17 protein-coding genes are annotated in these 18,114 nt (G+C 70.6%); all 17 read right to left on the reverse strand.

From position 1 onward, the window contains the following. Window positions 1-24 precede the first annotated feature (24 nt). Window positions 25-840, reverse strand: a complete 816-nt coding sequence (locus ABH920_RS26515; protein WP_370351832.1) for a F0F1 ATP synthase subunit delta — start codon at window positions 838-840, stop codon at window positions 25-27. Further along, entirely contained in the window at window positions 840-1,394 is a 555-nt protein-coding gene (locus tag ABH920_RS26520; RefSeq protein ID WP_370351833.1) for a F0F1 ATP synthase subunit B, read from the reverse strand. The genes ABH920_RS26515 and ABH920_RS26520 overlap by 1 nt, the downstream gene beginning before the upstream one ends. 41 nt (window positions 1,395-1,435) lie before the next feature. Further along, window positions 1,436-1,687, reverse strand: coding sequence for an ATP synthase F0 subunit C (atpE, locus tag ABH920_RS26525; protein ID WP_370351834.1), 252 nt, complete (start codon window positions 1,685-1,687; stop codon window positions 1,436-1,438). 143 nt (window positions 1,688-1,830) lie between these two features. Next, window positions 1,831-2,667, reverse strand: coding sequence for a F0F1 ATP synthase subunit A (atpB, locus tag ABH920_RS26530; RefSeq protein ID WP_370351835.1), 837 nt, complete (start codon window positions 2,665-2,667; stop codon window positions 1,831-1,833). A 97-nt stretch (window positions 2,668-2,764) separates the two neighbouring features. After that, on the reverse strand, window positions 2,765-3,115 hold the full coding sequence (locus tag ABH920_RS26535; protein WP_370351836.1) for an AtpZ/AtpI family protein: 351 nt from the start codon (window positions 3,113-3,115) through the stop codon (window positions 2,765-2,767). Window positions 3,116-3,346: 231 nt separating this feature from the next. Then, window positions 3,347-3,826 carry a hypothetical protein gene (locus tag ABH920_RS26540; RefSeq protein WP_370351837.1) on the reverse strand — a complete coding sequence of 160 codons (480 nt, stop codon included), beginning with the start codon at window positions 3,824-3,826 and terminating at the stop codon, window positions 3,347-3,349. 266 nt (window positions 3,827-4,092) lie between these two features. After that, window positions 4,093-5,523, reverse strand: coding sequence for an MraY family glycosyltransferase (locus ABH920_RS26545; RefSeq protein ID WP_370351838.1), 1,431 nt, complete (start codon window positions 5,521-5,523; stop codon window positions 4,093-4,095). A 187-nt stretch (window positions 5,524-5,710) separates the two neighbouring features. Next, window positions 5,711-7,954, reverse strand: a complete 2,244-nt coding sequence (locus ABH920_RS26550) for a hypothetical protein (RefSeq protein ID WP_370351839.1) — start codon at window positions 7,952-7,954, stop codon at window positions 5,711-5,713. Between the two features lie 50 nt (window positions 7,955-8,004). Continuing rightward, window positions 8,005-8,655 (reverse strand): L-threonylcarbamoyladenylate synthase, encoded by a 651-nt coding sequence (locus ABH920_RS26555; protein ID WP_370351840.1) that lies wholly within the window; start codon window positions 8,653-8,655, stop codon window positions 8,005-8,007. Window positions 8,656-8,830: 175 nt separating this feature from the next. Further along, on the reverse strand, window positions 8,831-9,676 hold the full coding sequence (gene prmC, locus ABH920_RS26560; RefSeq protein WP_370351975.1) for a peptide chain release factor N(5)-glutamine methyltransferase: 846 nt from the start codon (window positions 9,674-9,676) through the stop codon (window positions 8,831-8,833). A gap of 162 nt (window positions 9,677-9,838) precedes the next feature. Beyond that, window positions 9,839-10,909 (reverse strand): peptide chain release factor 1, encoded by a 1,071-nt coding sequence (prfA, locus tag ABH920_RS26565; RefSeq protein WP_370351841.1) that lies wholly within the window; start codon window positions 10,907-10,909, stop codon window positions 9,839-9,841. Window positions 10,910-11,008: 99 nt separating this feature from the next. Beyond that, entirely contained in the window at window positions 11,009-11,227 is a 219-nt protein-coding gene (rpmE, locus tag ABH920_RS26570) for a 50S ribosomal protein L31 (RefSeq protein WP_194909381.1), read from the reverse strand. Between the two features lie 93 nt (window positions 11,228-11,320). After that, a complete protein-coding gene (locus tag ABH920_RS26575) occupies window positions 11,321-12,109 on the reverse strand; it encodes an alpha/beta hydrolase family protein (protein ID WP_370351842.1) in 789 nt (262 codons plus the stop codon). Window positions 12,110-12,142: 33 nt separating this feature from the next. Then, the gene (gene rho / locus ABH920_RS26580; protein WP_370351843.1) at window positions 12,143-14,167 is read right to left on the reverse strand and encodes a transcription termination factor Rho; all 2,025 of its coding nucleotides are present in this window, start codon (window positions 14,165-14,167) and stop codon (window positions 12,143-12,145) included. 373 nt (window positions 14,168-14,540) lie between these two features. Continuing rightward, the gene (gene thrB, locus ABH920_RS26585) at window positions 14,541-15,551 is read right to left on the reverse strand and encodes a homoserine kinase (RefSeq protein WP_370351844.1); all 1,011 of its coding nucleotides are present in this window, start codon (window positions 15,549-15,551) and stop codon (window positions 14,541-14,543) included. A gap of 52 nt (window positions 15,552-15,603) precedes the next feature. After that, window positions 15,604-16,659: a threonine synthase gene (gene thrC, locus ABH920_RS26590; protein WP_370351845.1), complete on the reverse strand. Its 1,056-nt coding sequence runs from the start codon at window positions 16,657-16,659 to the stop codon at window positions 15,604-15,606. Between the two features lie 32 nt (window positions 16,660-16,691). Next, window positions 16,692-17,987, reverse strand: a complete 1,296-nt coding sequence (locus tag ABH920_RS26595) for a homoserine dehydrogenase (RefSeq protein ID WP_370351846.1) — start codon at window positions 17,985-17,987, stop codon at window positions 16,692-16,694. Between the last annotated feature and the right edge of the window lie 127 nt (window positions 17,988-18,114).

Below are 18,114 nucleotides of genomic sequence, written 5' to 3' on the forward strand. Positions count from 1 at the left end.
GAGCGCCGCCGTGTCGGCTCGCGCTCAGCCGGCCAGCTGCCGCTGGGCCCGGGCCAGCCGGGTCGCCACGGTGCCGTCGATGACCTCGTCGCCGATCCGCACCGACAGCCCGCCGAGCACCTCGGGGTCCAGATCCACGTTGAGGTGGACCTGCTTCCCGTACATGCGCTTGAGCACCGCCCCGAGGCGGTCGCGCTGCTGCTCGGTCATCGGGACGGCCGCGGTCACGTAGGCGATCAGCCGCTCGCGGCGCGCGGCCGCCTCCTTGCCGATCTCGGTCAGGCCGGCGCTGATCGACCGGCCGCGCGGGTTGGCCACCAGCCGGCCCACCAGGCGGTAGGTGGTCGGGTCCACCTTGCCCGCCAGCAGCCCGTCCACCAGCGCGACCCGCTTGTCCGCCGGCACCCGGCCGTCGGCCAGGGCCAGCGCCAGGTCGCCGTTGGAGTCCAGCAGCCGGCCGAGCCGGAACAGCTCGTCCTCGACCTCGTCCAGCTTCCCGTCGCGCTCGGCGACCGCCAGGTCGGCGCGGACCGCCAGGTCCGCGACCGCGTCGGCCAGGTCGCGCGGGGCGCTCCAGCGGGACCGCACCAGGCCCGCCACCAGGGCGGCGGCGTCGGCGCTGATCTTGCCGGCCAGCAGCGAGGTCACGATGTCCGCGCGCAGCGCCGCCGGCCGGGCCGGGTCGGTGAGCATGCGGCGCAGCGAGGCGTCCCTGCCGAAGGCCACCGCCACGGCCGACAGGTCGTCGGCGATGCCGGTGACGTCAGCGCCGGGCGTGCCGGTCAGCGCGTCGAGCCGATCGGCCCCGGCCGCGAACGCGTCGCGGCTGGCGCCCTGCATCAGGCACCCGCCTTCGCGGTGGCCTGGGCATCGGCCTTGGCTTCGAGCTCGGCCAGGAACCGGTCGACGGTGCCGCGCTGACGGGCCTCGTCCTCCAGCGACTCGCCGACGATCTTGCTCGCCAGCTGGATGGCCAGCGTGCCCAGGTCGCCCTTGAGCGCGGCGCGGGTCGCCGCGGCGTCGGCGTCGAGCTGGGCTCGCCCGCCGGCGACCAGGTTGTCGCGCTGCTCGGTACCGTCGGCCCGCATCTGCGCCACGATCTCAGCGCCCTGTTCGCGGGCGTGCTGGGTGATCTTGGCCGCCTCGTGGCGCGCCTCGGTCAGGTTGCGCTGGTACTCCTCCTGCAGCGCCGCGGCGGCCGCCTGGGCCTCCTCGGCACGCTGCATGCCGCCCTCGATGGCGTCGGTACGCTCATCCAGAGTCTTCTTGATGCTCGGAAGAAGCTTCTTCCAGAAGATCACGAAGATGATCAGGAACGCGATGCTGCCGATGACGAGCTCGTCGCCCTTGGGCACAATCGGGTTGAAGTCAGCGAGAACCGTGGGACTAGTCATTTCCTACCTTCCCTAGGTCCGTAGGGGCTCGGGACGGCGCTCTACTTGTTCAGCACGAACGGGGCGATGAAGCCCAGCAGGGCCAGCGCCTCGGTCAGCGCGAAGCCGATGAACATGTTGGTGCGGATCATGCCGGCGGCCTCGGGCTGGCGGGCCATGGCCTGCACGCCGTTGCCGAAGATCAGGCCGACGCCGATACCCGGGCCGATGGCCGACAGACCGTACCCGATGTAGCCCAGGCCCTTGATGGTGGTGGTCGAGTCCGCGGCGAGGGTGGTCAGAGCAGCGCTCATGTCTCTCGTTTTCCTTCTGGTTGGCCGGCGGGCACTGTGCCAACCGGTCGCTTATAGGTGATGCGGGATCTTGAGTTGTGGTCTTGCACCGCGCTCCCCGAGGGAACCAAGGGAGCGCCCGTATGCGTAGTACCTGTGTGGTACTAGTGCGCTTCCTCGAGTGCGCCGGCGAGGTAGCTCGCGGTCAGCATCACGAAGATGTAGGCCTGCAGGGCCTGGATGAACAGCTCGAAGGCGGTCATCACGATGGCCATGGTGAACGACGCGCCGGAGAAGATGATCCCCTTGACGCTGAACATGTACCAGGCGCCGGCGGCGAACGTCGCGACCAGCAGGTGGCCGGCGAACATGTTCGCGAACAGCCGGATGCCCAGGGTGAACGGCCGGATGAAGATGTTCGACAGCAGCTCGATCGGGGTCAGGATGACCAGGATGCCCAGCGGCACCCCGCTCGGGACGCCGAGGACCCGGAAGTAGCCCAGGCCGTGCCGCCGGAAGCCGGCGTACATGTAGGTCAGCCAGACCATGATCGCCAGCGCCAGCGGGAACGCGTAGACCGAGCTCACCGGGAACTGGATGCCCGGGACGAACGACATGACGTTCATCAGCCAGACGAAGAAGAACAGCGAGAACAGGAACGGCACGTACTTGTCGCCCTGCTTGCCCATGGAGTCGCGCGCCATGCGGTCGCGGACGAACAGGTAGGCGACCTCGCCGATGTTCTGGATGCCGCGCGGCACCATCTTCGGCTTGTTGAAGGCCGCCCAGAAGAACGCGATCATCACGACCGCGATCAGGACCACCAGAACCACCGGCTTGGTGACGCCGTAGGACCCGATGTGGAACCACGGGCGGTTGGAGAAGTCGAAGTCCTCCGACCCGGGGGCATCGTGGCTGAAGCCACAGCCGTTGCTCCCGAACAGGTGACAGCTGCTGTCCGTGCGCAGCGCGCCCACGCCAGCGGCAAGGCTAAGGCTCATCGTGTGTATCCAGACTGGCTCATCGTGACGGCAACCTTCAGGTGTCGGCGCGTCCGGGTCGCCCCCGGGCGCGCGATCGGCACTGGATGTGTCGTGGCTATCGGTCGTGCGGGTCGTTCTGGTCCTGCGGGTCGTGCGCGTCGTGCCGCTCCGGCGGGTCCTCGGTGCCGGCCAGGGCGCGCCGCTTGCGGAGCAGCGCCTCGCGTTCCTGCCTCTCCAACACCGACACCTGCCGGAAGGTGAGGAACAGGCCCGCGGCGAGCCCGAAGATCACCCCGATCGGTGTGAACACGTCGGAGGTACCGGCCCACTTGTCGATCAGCCAGCCGAGGCCGCCGTAGACGACCATGCCCGCCAACAGGTAGCCCGTGATGGAGGCCGGATCGACCTTCTTCTCCGGCTTCCCGGTGGGGGTTTTCGTCTTGTGTGTACTGCTCATGCTGCTCATGCCGCCTCGGACGATAGCAGGAGAGATGACCTTCCCTGAAACCCAGCTGAGAAGGCGTGAGCGGCACGCTGGAATGCGTTAGGAACTCGTTATCGGACCAGGTGCGGGTCCGGACAGAGTGCAGGCGAGGCCTGAGGTGCGGCTCGCGACACAGCCCCGTTCGATTCCGAACCGTGGGCAGGATAGGTGTCAGCTCCGGCCGACGGGCCGGTTTATGGGCGGTCATTGTGCTTACCGGCCGCCGACAGGCGACGGTTCGGACTCGGCGGTGCTCTCGGGGCGCTTGGGCGCCGCGGGCTTGAGCGAGTCCGGGATCGCGGACGGGTCCGCGTAGAAGATCTTCGTCTTCAGCACCGCGCGGGTCTCGGCGGCAAGCCACACCAGGGTCAGACCCAGAATGGTGAACCCGAAGGACCGGAAGTGGAACAGCGTGGTGTGCTTGAACGCGATCATCAGCACGGCCAGGAAGACGACCTTGCCGAGGTAGGTGAGCATCGCGTACCCGAGCAGCATCTCCGGCTGCTTCTGGGCGACCTTGCTGATGACGATGATCGTCACCGAGAAGAAGGCCAGCACGATCACGCTGCCGAGCAGCGCTCCGATCAGACCCTTGCTGCCGACCAGCACGGTGCAGAGCACGACGGCGATCGCGCCGGCGACAGCGGTCGGTACCGCTGCTCCGCGCAACAATCGGGCGTCAATGGCCTGCATGGCTTCCCTCAAGAAGTCTTGTAGGTCGCGCGCTGCCGGGGTCCGGCACCGCGTCGTGTCGGTTTCAGGTTACGGGGGCGGTTCGGTCTTCTCACAACCCCTCATCCCCTTGTTCGTGAAAGCTATCACAAGCTCGCGTTCTACGCACGAACCGGTTTTCGGTGCGGCCTCGACCTGTGTTTTTCCGGTCCGGCTCCGTCAGAGTGCGTACTTCTTCAGCTGGGAGAACGTATGCCCGGTGGACACGCCGCGAACGCCAGGTGTGATCAACGTGACAGAGTGCGGTGCTGGTTGCCGTTCTCGGACGACGTCGCTATGGCGGGGATGCTCGGGCCCGCCTCGGCGATCGCCGGGCCCTGCGAGGCGATGCCCTCGACCGCGGCGGTGACCGTGCCGTTGACGGTGCCGTTGACGGTCGCGGTGGTGTGCGGGTTGGTGTGCGGGTCGGCGTACGGGTTGGCGGGGGCGTTGACGGCCTGCCCGGCCGCGCCCCCCGACACCGGCGCACTGTTACCGCCCGCGCCCGCGCGGTGCCGCGCCGTGGGCGAGGCGCCGACCCGCAGGGCCTTCTTCCGCAGCCGCTCGCGGTGGTCGCCGAGCCGCGGTCCCAGCAGCATCACCAGCCCCACCAGCGTCATGCCGATGGCGATGTAGACGACCGGCTGCCGGGACGGCGTGACCGCGAACAGCACGGTCACGAAGGCCACCAGTGCCGACCAGAAGTACATGATGAGCACGGCGCGGCGCTTGGAGTGGCCGATCTGCAGCATCCGGTGGTGCAGGTGGCCCTTGTCCGCGGCCAGCGGCGACATCCCGGCCTTGGTGCGCCGCACGACCGCCATCACCATGTCGGCGATCGGCAGCAGGGTGACCGAGATCGGCATGATCAGCGGCAGGTAGGCCGGGACCAGCTTGTGCACCGAGCTGGTCTGGTTGACCGCGACGCCGACCTGCTCGCCGAGCTGGTAGGGGTCGATGCCGCCCATGACGGTGATCGAGGTGGCGGCCAGCAGCATGCCCAGCAGCATCGAGCCGGTGTCGCCCATGAACATCCGGGCCGGGTGCCAGTTGTGGGCCAGGAAGCCCAGGCAGATCCCGACGGTGACGATCGCGATCAGCGCCGGGGCGGTGGCGCCGGTGAGCTTGTAGCTGATGGCCAGCCGGTAGCAGTAGGCGAACGACGACAGGCCCGCGATCGCGGTGATGCCGGCGGCCAGGCCGTCCAGGCCGTCGACGAAGTTCACCGCGTTCATCAGCACCAGCACCAGGAACACCGACAGCACGATGGACAGCGTCGGGTCCACCGCGACGATGCCGATGCCGGGGATCACCAGCCAGCTGATCTGGATGCCCTTCACCACCATCACCGAGGCGGCGAAGATCTGACCGGCGAACTTGGTCAGCGGGTCCAGCTCGAACTTGTCGTCCACCAGGCCCAGCACCACCACCAGGAACGCGCCCCACAACAGGGCCTGAATGGTGTTGGTCTCCATGTAGACGTCGCGCTTGAGCATCGGGAAGTGCCCGGCCACGGTCAGCGCCGCGGCCAGCCCGATGAACATCGCCAGACCGCCGACCCGCGGCTTCGGGGTCTCGTGCACGTCCCGCTCGCGGATGACCGGCACCAGCCCCAGCCGGACGGCCAACGACCGGATCGGGCCACCGAGGAGGAGGGTCACCGCCAGTGCCACCGTCATGGCAAGCAGGCACTCCGCCACAGGGATCCTCTCCGCTTCTCTCTGTACTGCTGGGCCGGACAAGGACAGTCAGGGACGGGAGACGGTCGCCCCGTAAGTCGCCCCGTGATGGGTGTGAGCGGTGTTGCGAGACAACCCTACGCCGACTACCGGCAGGCGGTGCGTCACAACTGTGGAACAGGAAGGGTCATCCGCAGAACTTCTTTTCCGCCGCGAACGGATCGGCCGGGACGACCAGGGCCGTCCGGCCCGGCGAGCCGGTGAGGTTGCTCCAGAAGCGGCCGAGGGTCATGGGCTGTCTGGTCGAATCCAGCAGCTCCTTCAGCGCGCCGCAGCTCATGGCGTGCCGCGCGGCACTGACCTGTTCGGGGGGCACCCCGCCGACCACCGCCTGGTGGTCGACGACCGCCGGATCGCCGTAGTCGGCGAGGATCCAGGCCCACGGCAGCTCCTTCTCGTGACCGGGCCGGCCGGGCGCGGTGACCGTCAGATGCGCGCCGAGCGGGTTCGCCAGCCCGAGCGTGTCGACGACCTCGTCCCGCAGCGGTGTCTCGGCGCCGGCCGCCCCGAGCCGCCCGGCGGCCACGGCGAAGGGGAACGGCAGGTCCGGATTGAGCGGGATGTCCACCCCGCCCTCCGACGTCAGGACCCGGTCGCCGTGCGCGGTCCAGGACGCAATCGACTCGCCGATGCCCAGTTCCTTGGCGGTGTATGCCGCCGAGGTGTCGGGATTGGGCCGTCCGGTCCACTGCTGGTAGCCGAGGCGCTCGTCCTCGGCGACGGCGTGCTTCTGGTCGTAGAAGTGGACGGAGTAGGTGGAGCCGCAGTAGGCGGCCCAGACCGCGGTCGCCGTGACGGCCGGGACCAGGACCGCGTTCACGGGGACCAGCAGCACCGGCAGGACGAGGAGGAAGAGAACGGGGAGAACCATGCGCGCGTGCATGAAGTCACCGCCGACCTTGATGACATAAAGGCCGAGCAGCAGACCGGCGACGACCGGTGTCGCCAGCAGGATTGTGGTGGTGCGGGTCTTCAGTGCGCTCTTCTTCATGAGATGAGCGGTGGCGGCTATAAGCAGGATCGCCAACGGAATCCAGAGGAAGTAACCCTTTAGCGTTTCCTCGACATAGCGCCAGCCACGGTTCCATTGCGAGCCGCTGGCGGACTTCGCGAGCGCCGGGAGCGGGACGAGTTCGCCGTAGTAGCCCGCGCGCAGGATCTCTGTAATCAGCGGCAGGGCTTGCGCCGTAACGAAAAGCAGAAGGGTGCGCCGCTTTCCGGGCCGTATGAGGAACCACGCCGCGACACCGAAGACCGCTTCCATGAGCCCGAATTCGGGGCGCACCAGCGGTGCCAGGCCTATCAGGAACGCCACGGCGCACTGCCGCTTCGTGTCGGGCGACTCCGCGCACCAGACGACCAACACCAGCCAGCACAGGCCCAGCCACAGGATCTCGAGGCCGGTCTCCAGCCCGGAGGTCGCGTAGTCCCAGAACGGCGAGACGCCGAGGAGCACCAACGCACCGCCCGGAACGAGCAGCTGCCGCGACTTCCCACTGAGGCGCGCATGGAAGCGCGCGGTGGCGAACAGCGCCGCGAGCACTCCCCCGACGGCACACAGCAAGCCGGTGTAGACGGCGACGCGCGCGACGTCGACCCCGCTGAGGCCGCCGCCGATGGTGAGCAGCACGGTCCAGAGGGTCGAGGTGTCCGTCTCGGCACGCTCATACGGCGAGTAGAGCGGGCCGTTGCCGGCGAGGATCTGGCGCACGGTGCGGACCGCGATCATGCCGTCGTCGGCGATCCAGCGGCGCTGAAAGGCCAGGGCCGCGTAGGCGAGGGTGGTCGCCGCGATCAGGACGAGGGTGACCGGGTGGTGGCGGCGGAGGGCGCTGACCGCGCGGGCCGGGTTGACAGCGTCGCGGAGGGGGCGGCGCTGGCGGGGGATGCAGATGGCGGGCGGATCCTCGGCGGCTTGGTGCTCGCCGGGTTGGCGCTCGGCGGCTTGGTACTCGCCGGGTTGGCGCTCGGCGAGTTGGCGCTCGGCGAGTTGGCGCTCGGCGGCTTGGTACTCGGCGGGTTGGTGCTCGCCGGGTTGGCGCTCGGCGGGTTGGTGCTCGCCGGGTTGGCGCTCGGCGGCTTGGTGCTCGCCGGGTTGGCGCTCGGCGGGTTGGCGCTCGGCGAGTTGGTGCTCGGCGAGTTGGTGCTCGGCCGGCTCAGCAGGCCCGCTCGCCTGATCAGTCATCCGGGCACCGGCAGCAGCGGGCTCAGCACCGGCATCGGCGGCCGGCGCGGCGGTCATCCGAGCATCGCCGGCGGCTCCGGAGTCGGCGGCGGCTGTCGGGGCGGCAGTGGCGGCATCCCTCGCCGCGCCGCCTATCTCGTCCTCGGCCCCGTCGGCCCCGCCGCTGACCGTTCCCTGATTCCCCACCCTGCTCCTCCCAGCGCCTTCGGCCGTCGGACTGGTCGACCGGCCGCAGGTTACTCGGCGCGGGTGAGCGTCGGGGCGACTTCGAGGAGTTGGTCGAAGGTGAGGGTGCCCTCGCGCAGCAACACCGGCGCGGTGCCGGTGACGTCCACGATGGAGCTGGCGCCGCCTTCGTCGCCGACGCGGCCCGCGTCGAGGTACACCGAGACCGCGTCGCCGAGTTGGTCCTGGGCGTCGATCGCGGTGCGGGCGGGTGCCATGCCGGACTTGTTGGCGCTGGAGACCGCCATCGGGCCGGTCTCGGTCAGGAGCTCGATCGCCACCGGGTGCAGGGGCATGCGGACCGCGACCGTGCCCCGGGTCTCGCCGAGGTCCCAGGTGAGGGTCGGCTGGTGCATCGCCACGAGGGTCAGGCCGCCGGGCCAGAAGGCGTCGACCAGTTCCCAGCCGACCGAGGGCATGCCGGCCACCAGGCCGTGCAGGGTCGCCGGGGAGGGGACCAGCACCGGGCTCGGCATCGCCGGCCCTCGGCCCTTGGCCTCCAGCATCGCGCGGACGGCCCAGTTGGTGAACGCGTCCGCGCCGATGCCGTACAGCGTGTCGGTCGGCAGCACGACCAGCTCCCCGCGCCGGACGGCGCTGGCCGCCTCCCGCAGTCCGGTCTTGCGCTGCTCGGGGTCGGTGCAGTCGAAACGGCGGCTCATGGGGCGTGAGTCTACTGGCCGTTCCGCAGTGCGCGGGGTGCGCGGTCGGAACGCTCCGCGAGCGCCCCCGACCCGGCCCGCGGCCTCATGCCCGGCCTTGTGCCCGGCCCCGCCGCCGGCCTCGCGCCCAGCGCCGCCCTCAGCCCTGCCCTCAGCCCCGCCCTCAGCCCCGCCCTCAGCCCTTACGAGCCGTCACGAACCGCGGCCGGTTCGTCAGGTCCCGGTGATCCGACGCCTCGGCCCAGCCGCGCTCCTCCAGGAAGATGCGCTGCACCTCGCCGCCCTGCTTGTCCGAATGCTCGAAAGCGGCCCAGCCGCCGGGCTTCAGCAGCCGCTGCGCGGTGCGCTCCAGGCCCCTGATCAGGTCCAGGCCGTCGGGCCCGGAGAACAGCGCCAGCTCCGGATCGTGGTCGCGGGCTTCGGGTGCGACGTACTCCCACTCGGTCAGCGGGATGTACGGCGGATTCGACACCACCACGTCCACCCGGCCGTCCAGCTCCGGCAGCGCCGTCACCGCGTCCGCCAGGTGCAGCGTCACGCGCTCCCCGGCCTCCGACGCCGCGATGTTGCGCGCGGCCCAGGTGTAGGCGTCGTCGGAGAGCTCCACGGCGTGCACGCGGGCGCGCGGGACTTCCTGCGCTATCGACAGCGCGATGGCGCCGGATCCCGTGCAGAGGTCGACGATCAGCGGCTCCGCGACGTCCAGCGCGCGCAGCTTGTCGATGGCCCAGCCGACCATCACCTCGGTCTCCGGCCGCGGGACGAAGACCCCCGGGCCGACCGCGAGCTCCAGGTAGCGGAAGTACGCGGCGCCGGTGATGTGCTGCAGCGGTTCACGGTTCGCGCGGCGGGCGATGACCTCCCAGTACCGCGCGTCGAAGTCGTGGTCGGGAACGCGGTGCAGCTCGGTCCGGCGCACGCCGTGCACCCACGCCGCCAGTTCCTCGGCGTCGTGCCGGGGCGACCCGACGCCGGCCTCGGCCAGCCGCAGGGACGCCTGCGCGATCTCGGCGCGCAGCAGCGACGAGCCCTTGGCCTCGGCGGGCGCGCCGCCCGCCGCGCCGCCCGCGGAGCCGCCCGTAGAGCCGCCCGCAGCGCCGTTCCCGCCGCCGGCCGCATCCTGTGCCACCGGAGTGGAATCGCTTGTCACCGGAGTGGAATCGCTCACCGGTCTCCCGCCGCCTCAGTTCCCCCCGGCCGCGAGCTTCGCGGCGGTGTCCGCGTCGACGCAGGCCTGGATGACCGCGTCCAGATCGCCGTCGAGCACCTGGTCCAGGTTGTACGACTTGTAGCCGACCCGGTGGTCGCTGATGCGGTTCTCCGGGAAGTTGTAGGTGCGGATCCGCTCGGAGCGGTCCATGGTCCGGATCTGCGACTTGCGCGCGTCCGAGGCCTCCTTGTCGGCCTCCTCCTGGGCGACTGCCAGCAGCCGGGCCCGCAGGATCCGCATCGCGGACTCCTTGTTCTGCAGCTGCGACTTCTCGTTCTGGCAGCTCACCACCACGCCGGTCGGCAGGTGCGTGATGCGCACCGCCGAGTCGGTGGTGTTGACCGACTGCCCGCCGGGCCCGGAGGAGCGGAAGACGTCGATCCGCAGGTCGTTGGGGTTGATCTCGACCTCGACGTCCTCGGCCTCGGGCAGCACCAGCACGCCGGCCGCCGAGGTGTGGATCCGGCCCTGCGACTCGGTCACCGGCACGCGCTGCACGCGGTGCACGCCGCCCTCGTACTTCAGCCGCGCCCAGACGCCCTCGCCGGCCTCGTTGACCCGGCCCTTGACCGCGACCTGCACGTCCTTGTAGCCGCCGAGGTCGGACTCGGTCGACTCCAGGATCTCGGTCTTCCAGTGCTGGCGCTCGGCGAAGCGCATGTACATCCGCAGCAGGTCGCCGGCGAAGAGCATGGACTCCTGCCCGCCCTCGCCGCCCTTGATCTCCAGGATGACGTTCTTCTCGTCCATCGGGTCGCGCGGGATCAGCAGCTTCTGCAGCCGCTCCTCCAGCTCGGTGCGGCGCTCCTGCATCGCCGGGATCTCCTCGCCGAAGGCGGGGTCCTCGGTGGCCAGCTCCTCGGCGGTGGAGATGTCCTCGCCGACCGTCTGGTACTCCCGGTAGGTCTCGGCGATCGGACCGAGCTCGGCGTAGCGCTTGCCGAGCTTGCGCGCGACGTCCTGGTCGGCGTGGACAGACGGGTCCGCCAGCCTCGTCCCCAGCTCGGCGTACTCGGCGAGCAGGTCGTCGATGACCTCGAACATGTCACGTCCTCACTAGAAGCGAACCGCCCACACAAAAACAACGACGGCGGCGCCGGACCGGGACCCGAGGGGTCCACGGCACCGACGCCGCCGCACGCGCTACTTGCTGGCGTCCTTCTTGCCGAAACGAGCCTCGAAGCGCGCCACGCGGCCGCCGGTGTCGAGGATCTTCTGCTTGCCGGTGTAGAACGGGTGGCACTGCGAGCACACCTCGGCGTGGATCACGCCGTTCGGGGCGGTGCTGCGCGTCTGGAAAGTCGCGCCACAGCCGCAGGTCACGGTCGTGACCTGGTAGCTCGGGTGGATGTCAGGCTTCATTTGGAGCTCCTTGAGGTCGATGGGCCGCCGGGTCTCCATGGGATTGGGGTGAACCGGGACCGACGAACCATCCTAACGGCAGGCGGGGGGTGCTTATTCCACCCGGCCGAGCACGCGCTCCAGGAACGCCAGGGTCCGGCCCCAGCTCTCGTGCTTCGGGTCGAGCACTTCGAAGTGCCCCATCTGAGCGAACTCGGCGAGCTCGACCTCGTCCCCGGCCTCCCGGGCGGCGTCGGCGAAGTTCCGGGACTGGGACAGCGGCACCCGGTCGTCCTCGTCGCCGTGCACCAGCAGGATCGGGGTCTCCAGCGGCAGCAGCGCCGAGGGCGAGGTGGCCGCGTAGCGGTCCGGCACCTCGTCGGGGGTGCCGCCCAGGAACTCCACGGTCGCCGGGACGTCCAGCACGCCGAGGCCTTCGCGCGGGGAGCCGACACCCAGGCGCTCGTTGGCGGCGTCGTACAGGTTCGACACGCCGGCCTGCGCGACCGCGGCCGCGACCTGGAACTCCGAGGACAGCCACAGCGCCAGGTGCCCGCCGGCCGAGTGGCCGACCAGCGCGGTCCGGTCGGTGTCCAGCGGGAACTGCGCCGACAGCGCACCCAGCTGGTCCAGCGAGGCCGCGACGTCGTCCAGGGTGACGCGCCAGGCGTCGCCGCCGCCACCGTCGCCGACCCGGCGGTAGTCGACGTTCCAGGCGGCGAACCCGCGCTCGGCCAGGTCCTCGGCCAGCGGCTCCATCAGTTCGCGGTCGAAGGGGGTCCGCCAGAAGCCGCCGTGGATCAGGACCACGACGGGGAACGGGCCGGCGCCTTCGGGGACGAACAGGTCGGCTATCTGGGACGGATGAGGGCCGTACGGGTGAGTGGCCGGGGTGATCGTCACCCCGGCCACCTTACTTACTTCTGATTGAAACCGTTACTCCTGCGGACCCACCGCGGTCTTCTGGATGGTCATCAGGAACTCGGCGTTCGACTTGGTCTTCTTCATCCGGTCCAGCAGCAGCTCCATCGCCTGCTGCTGGTCCAGCGCGTGCAGGACGCGGCGGAGCTTCCAGACGATGCTGAGCTCCTCGGCGCCGAGCAGCAGCTCCTCCTTGCGGGTGCTCGACGGGTCGACGTCGACCGCCGGGAAGATGCGCTTGTCGGCCAGCTTGCGGTCCAGCCGCAGCTCCATGTTGCCGGTGCCCTTGAACTCCTCGAAGATCACCTCGTCGAGGCGGGAGCCGGTCTCCACCAGGGCGGTGGCCAGGATGGTGAGCGAGCCGCCGTTCTCGATGTTGCGCGCCGCGCCGAAGAACTTCTTCGGCGGGTACATCGCCTGGCTGTCCATACCGCCGGTGAGGATGCGGCCGGAGGCCGGGGCGCTGGTGTTGTAGGCGCGGCCCAGGCGGGTGATCGAGTCCAGCAGGATGATCACGTCGTGGCCGAGCTCCACCAGGCGCTTGGCGCGCTCGATGGCGAGTTCGGCGACCGTGGTGTGGTCGTCGGCGGGCCGGTCGAAGGTCGAGGCGATGACCTCGCCCTTCACCGAGCGCTGCATGTCGGTGACCTCTTCGGGCCGCTCGTCCACCAGCACCACCATCAGGTGGCACTCGGGGTTGTTCTGGGTGATCGCGTTGGCGATGGCCTGCATGATCATGGTCTTGCCGGTCTTCGGCGGGGCCACGATCAGACCGCGCTGGCCCTTGCCGATCGGCGCGATCATGTCGATGATGCGCGTGGTCAGGATGTGCGGCTCGGTCTCCAGACGGAGCCGGTCCTGCGGGTACAGCGGCGTGAGCTTGTTGAACTCCGGACGCTGGCGGGAGGCGGCCGGCTCCAGGCCGTTGATCGAGTCCAGCCGCACCAGGGCGTTGAACTTCTCGCGGCGCTCGCCCTCCTGCGGGGCGCGGATGACGCCGGTGACGGCGTCGCCCTTGCGCAGGCCGTTCTTGCGGACCATGGCCAGCGAGACGTAGACGTCGTCCGGGCCGGGCAGGTAGCCCGAGGTCCGCACGAAGGCGTAGTTGTCCAGGATGTCGACGATGCCGCCGACCGGGATCAGGACGTCGTCGTCGGTGATCGTGGTGTCGACGTCGCCGCCGCTCTCGTTGCGGTTGCCGCGGTTGCGGCGGTTCTGCTGCCGGTCCTCGCGGTTGCGGTTGCGGTCCCGGGTCCGGCGGTTGCCGCCGCGACGGTCGTCGAAGTCGTCTCCGCCGCCGCCGGAGTTCTGGTTCTGGCTCTGGCCCTGGCTCTGGCCCTGGCTCTGGTTGCCCGAGGCCTGGCCCTGGCCCTGACCCTGGCCCTGCTGACGCTCACCGGAGCGCTCGCCGGAGCCCTCGCCACGGCCGCGGTCGCGGTCCCGGCGGTTGTTGTTCCGGTCGCGCCGGTTGCGCTGCTGGTCGCCGCCGGCGCCGTCGCCGGCACCCGGGCCGGCCTCGGCGGTCGCGGTCGCGGTGGCCGTGCCGGCGCTCGCAGGGGCCTGACCCTCCGCGGTGGCCACGGCGCTCTCGGCGGCCTTGGCGGCGCGGTCGGTCCGCTCAGTGCGGTCGGTACGGTCGGTGCGGTCGGTGCGGTCGGCACGCTCGGTGCGCTCGGCCCGGGCCGCCGTCTCGACCGGGGCCTTCTCGACCCGCTCGCGCTGCGGCTGTTCGGGGATGTCGGCGCGGACCTCAGAGGTCTGCTCCGCGGCGGGGGCCTTCTCGGCGGCGGCCGCGGTGGTGCGGGTGCGGCGCGCGGTGGTCCGCGCGGGGGCAGCCGCGGCGGCGGGCTCGGTCTTGCCGGCACCGCCGTTCTTCTCCTGAATTGCCTCGACGAGCTGGCCCTTGCGCATCCGCGCGGTACCGGTGATCCCCAAGCTCACGGCGTAAGCCTGAAGCTCGGGGAGCAGCATCGAGGACAGCCCCTTGCCGGCACGCCCGGCGGGGGCGGTGGCGGGGGATTCAGTCGTGGTGTCGCTCACGAAGCGATCCTTCCTGGTCGCCGGTTCCGGGGCGAGAACTCCGCCGCGAGCCGGGGACAGGTGCTGGTTGTGTTGAGCAGTGTTGAATTTAGAACCAAAGCCGCGATGCAGGTGCCCGCACGTGCGACTGGTGTGTGAACAGGTTCGACACAGGTCAGTCGCGGAAGCTTTCACGCGGGGATACCTAGACCGCACTCGCGCGAATCGCCGCCGACGACGGTCGTGCCCGTCAAGGGAGGGGAGTCGCGCTGTCGCTCACCAGTGGAGACGTAGGTGCTCGACAGGAGAGTAACACCTCGTGGTGGTCAACGGGACGCCGAGGGATTGATGCGCCGTCCCAAGGAAAACCATACGCGGGCGCTGCTCTTATGAATCACAGTCCCCCGTGGCGTGGGTTTGAACCCTTGTCGGAATCCATTCCCCGCCCCGCGCCTTCGGTCGAAGTCAAGGATACCGCACCGGCGAGGTCGACGGCGAGGCCGAAGGCCTGCCAGCCGGCCGGCGCGGCCTTGCCGCCGGCCGCGATCACCGCCTGGACCTGGTCTTCCGTCGTCAGAACCAGAACGGTCGGGCCGGCCCCGGAGACCACCGCGGCGTGTCCGGCCGCGCGCAGCTCGGCGATCAGCTCCGCCGAAGCGGGCATCGCCGGTGCGCGGTAGCCCTGGTGCAGATGGTCCTGCGTGGCGGCCAGCAGCAGGTCGGCGCGGCCCGCGGTGAGCGCGGCGGTGAGCAGCGCGGCCCGGCCGGCCGTCCGCGCGGCGTCCGCGTGCGGCACGAGCTTGGGCAGCAGACCCCGCGCGACCTCGGTCGACAGGCCCTCGTCCGGGACGAAGGCGACGGCCCGCACGGCCGGCGCCGGGTCCACCCGCAGCGCCCGCGCGGCGGCCGCGGAAGCGTCGGAGATTTCACCCGCCTGGTCCAACCAGGCGATGGTGAAGCCGCCGCGCAGGCAGGCCGCCACGTTGTCGGGGTGCCCCTCCAGCTCGGTGGCCAGCTGGAGCACCTCCTCGTCGGACAGCGTCGCCCCGACGGTCAGGGCGCGCGCGGCGACGATGCCGGCGCAGATCGCCGCCGCCGAGGAGCCCAGGCCCCGGGCGTGCGGGATCCGGTTGGCGCAGACCAGCTCCAGGCCCGGCGGCCGGGCCCCGAGCCGGTCGAACGCGGCGCGCATGGCGCGCACCACGAGGTGGCCCTCGTCGCGGGCGACCGTGTCGGCGCCCTCTCCGGCGACGTCCACCCGCAGCCCGGAGTCGGCTATCCGGACCATCACCTCGTCGTACAGCCCGAGCGCCAGGCCCAGGGAGTCGAAGCCGGGTCCGAGGTTCGCGCTGGTGGCCGGTACGCGGACGCGCACCGGGGCGGCTCGGAAGACAGGGCTCGGCATTGTGCTCCGTTCGTGCTGAGAGATCGAAGGCTCAGCTGTATCAGAACATTCCTTAGGCGAGGCTGAGAGCCTCGGCCACCGCCGTCACGTCGGCGGGCACGGCCGCGGGCAGCGGCGGGGCGGCCTTGACCGCCCACTCCGGGTCCTTCAGGCCGTGTCCGGTGACCGTGACGACGATCCGCTTGCCGGCCTCGAGCCGGCCCGCACGGGCCATCTTGAGGATTCCGGCGACACCGGCGGCGGACGCCGGCTCGACGAAGACGCCTTCCTCGGCCGACAGCACGCGGTGCGCGGCCAGGATCTCCTCGTCGGTCACCGCTTCGATGACCCCGGTGGAGTCCTCGCGCGCGGCGACCGCCAGGTCCCAGGACGCGGGGTTGCCGATGCGGATCGCAGAGGCGATGGTGTCCGGGAACTCGACCGGCGCGCCGTGCACGAGCGGGGCTGCGCCGGCGGCTTGGAAGCCGAACATCCGGGGAGTGCGCGAGGCCTGACCTTCCTTCGCGTACTCCTGATAACCGAGCCAGTAGGCGGAGATATTCCCGGCGTTGCCGACCGGCAGCGCGTGGATGTCAGGGGCGTCGCCGAGCACGTCGACGACCTCGAAGGCGGCGGTCTTCTGGCCCTGCAGCCGGACCGGGTTCACCGAGTTCACCAGCGCGACCGGGTACTTGGCGGCCAGTTCGCGGGCCAGCCGGAGACAGTCGTCGAAGTTGCCCTCGACCGGCAGCTGGGTCGCGCCGTGCGCCAGCGCCTGGGCCAGCTTGCCCAGCGCGATCTTGCCGGCCGGCACCAGCACCACCGGCTTGAGCCCGCCGCGCACCGCGTAGGCGGCCGCCGAGGAGCTGGTGTTGCCGGTCGAGGCGCACACCACCGCCTCGGCCCCGGCCTGCTTGGCCAGCGAGATCGCGGTGGTCATGCCGCGGTCCTTGAAGGAACCGGTCGGGTTCATGCCCTCGACCTTGACGAACACCTCGCAGCCGGTGAGCGCGGACAGGCGCGGGGCCGGCAGCAGCGGCGTGCCGCCCTCGCCCAGCGTGATGACGAGCGTGCCGGCGTCGACCGGCAGCCACTGTCGGTACTCCTCGATGACGCCTCGCCAAACCATGTCCGCCAGCTCCTCTATTTCACGGGGAGGGATTATTCGGATTCCACGCGCATGACGCTGGACACGTCACGCACGAAGTCGAGCGCCCGCAGCCGGGCCACGGTCGCGGTCAGGGCCGCGTCCGGGGCCAGGTGCGTCACGATCACCAGTTGCGCGTCCAGCCCGCGGCCGGACTGCCGCACGGTGGCGATCGATACGTCCTGTTCTGCGAAGATACCGGCCACCGCCGACAGGACGCCCGGCTTGTCGTCCACGTCGAGGCTGATGTGGTAGCGGGTCCGCGCCTCGCCGACCGGCCGGACCGTGAGCCCGGCGTACGCCGACTCCCCAGGCCCGCGCGATCCGGTCACCTTGTTCCGCGCGATCGCCACCAGGTCGCCGAGCACCGCCGACGCGGTCGGGGCGCCGCCGGCGCCGGGCCCGTAGAACATCAGCTGTCCGGCCGCCTCGGACTCGATGAACACCGCGTTGTACGCCTCGCGCACTCCGGCCAGCGGATGGCTGCGCGGGATCATCGCCGGGTGCACCCGCGCCGAGACCTTGCCGGCCTCCGCGTCCACCTCGCAGATGGCCAGCAGCTTCACCACCGAGTTCATCGCCCGGGCCGAGGCGATGTCGGCGGAGGTGACCTCGGTGATGCCCTCGCGGTGCACGTCGGAGGCGGTGACCCGGGTGTGGAAGGCGAGCCCGGCCAGGATCGCGGCCTTGGCCGCGGCGTCGAAGCCCTCGACGTCGGCGGTCGGGTCGGCCTCGGCGTAGCCCAGCGCGGTGGCCTCCTCCAGCGCCTCGGCGAAGCCGGCGCCGGTGGTGTCCATCCGGTCCAGGATGAAGTTGGTGGTGCCGTTCACGATGCCCAGGACGCGGTGCACCCGGTCCCCGACCAACGACTCGCGCAGCGGCCGGACCAGCGGGATCGCGCCGGCCACCGCGGCCTCGTAGTACAGGTCCGCGCCGTGTTTCTCAGCAGCCTGGTACAGCGTCGAGCCGTCCTCGGCGAGCAGCGCCTTGTTGGCGGACACCACAGACTTTCCCGACTCCAGCGCGGCCAGGATCAGCGCCCGGGACGGCTCGATCCCGCCGATGACCTCGATGACCAGGTCCACGTCGTCCCGTTTGACCAGGGCCTCGGCGTCCGTGGTGAACAGTTTCGGGTCGACCCCGGGCACCTCGCGCTGCCGGTTCGGCCGGCGCACGGCGATCCCGACCAGCTCCAGCGGGGCGCCGACCCGCGCGGCCAGGTCGGCGGCGTTGGCCGTCATCAGGCGCGCGACTTCCGAGCCGACTACTCCACAGCCCAGCAGTGCCACCTTCAGCGGCTCAGTACGCATCGCAAACCCCATCGCCTCGGTCGGTGCCGTCACACATCAGCGGGCGCGGCACAGTCAGTCCTGCCAGTCTTGCCGAATCCCATCCCTCGACAACCCGTCGTCCGGGATGTGGGACCCCGGACGGTCG

The sequence above is a fragment of the Catenulispora sp. EB89 genome, from assembly GCF_041261445.1.
In the GTDB taxonomy this organism is placed as follows: Bacteria; Actinomycetota; Actinomycetes; order Streptomycetales; family Catenulisporaceae; genus Catenulispora.